At 58.3% G+C, this 1,356-nt stretch carries 1 protein-coding gene; it reads left to right on the top strand.

Features of this window, described 5'->3' with window-relative positions; genetic code table 11:
• Positions 1–472 precede the first annotated feature (472 nt).
• Positions 473–1,006, top strand: coding sequence for a DUF6879 family protein (locus ACZ6C1_RS39060; protein WP_469247780.1), 534 nt, complete (start codon positions 473–475; stop codon positions 1,004–1,006).
• Positions 1,007–1,356: the final 350 nt, after the last annotated feature.

Genomic DNA, 1,356 nt, shown 5'->3' with positions numbered 1-1,356 from the left:
CGGCCTCTTCTTCCCCATGCTCTCCATGATGAACATCATCCTTCCGGGGCTGAAGCCCCTGATCTCAGATGTCCGTCAAAGCGGATCAAGCCCAGGTCGGGGCCGCGGATGTTATGGCCGGGGCTCCTTCACGCCCTGCGTGCGTCCGAAGAACAGCGGTCACCCGGCCCGTCCGGGGTGACGTGAGTTTGCCGGTTCTGTGCTCTGGTGTGCGCTAGCGACCAGCGTTGGTGTATCAAGGCTGTTGCCAGTTGATGGGGGATCAGCCATACCGCTCATCGGCATTTCAGGAGAGAGCCACGCCAGGCACTGGGTACGTCTTAAGCAGGGACAGCTGCCCTGAGGGCGTTCGTCCGCCAATAGTGTGGCTCTTTGCAGAAGACGCTGAGAGCCACTTAGAGAAGCATTGATCACAAGGTAAGAGGGCGCCCAGCACTACAAATGGGCTCCTCCGCTCCAGGGAGGCCGCGCAATGCCCCAAACCATGCCTAGCTTTCGGGATCTGATGGAGACTGCTCAGCAGTCCATCATCAACTTGGAGATGAGAGACGTCTACCAAGTAGCTGACGAAGTGGAAGACTTCAAGGAGTGGAAGAGAACCGGCTTGCGGGATGCCCACCCCAGTTCCCCGTACTGGGCACGCTGGGTGGACCTTATTTCAAGCGCAAGGCGTCGTGGGGTGGCCGTCCGCCGGGCGCGGGTCGTGACGGAGCCGGTGACCGAATACATCCGTTACGAGCATGCCGGTGCTTTCGTCAGACTCTACGCTGGTGAGGAAGTGCGATGGCTGCCTCGTCACAAGACCGCCGACTTACTGCTTCCAGGTTGTGATTTATGGCTTTTCGACAGGACGCACGTATTGTTCAGTCACTTCACAGGAGACGGGCAGTGGGCAGACCCTCCCTTGGAATTGCGTACCTGTCCGGACCTTGCCCGGCAGTGCTCTATCGTGTTCGACGCTGTCTGGGAACGGGCAGTTCCCCACGAGCAGTATGAGATCCGTTGACCAAGACTGAAGACCCAAATCGTCAGCTACGCTACCTATGTAGAGCGTTCCTTCTTTTAGTCCCGTAGCCCCTGGCCCAAACAGGACAATAGGAGCGTTTGAATGCCTGTTCCTCTGACTCAGGGCAGCGACAGCAGATTTGGCTATCAATTTCGTGGCACCGTCTGCCTGCGAGACGCCCAGGATCAGACCAGTAGCAGGTCTCGCGCTGTTCCTGCCTCGTTCTTTTTTCTCTTGAGGCGCAGCACCTTTAACTGTGCCTCTTTCATGCTGAATAGCTGCGGGTCAGCAGTGTGTGGACGGCTTGGATGATGGTGCTGATGCGGCGGGTGGAGTATCTGGTCCGGCGG

Source organism: Streptomyces sp. NPDC041796, assembly GCF_055590785.1.
The sequence above is the reverse complement of the archived record's forward strand: the minus strand, read 5'-3'. Positions and strand labels throughout refer to the sequence as shown.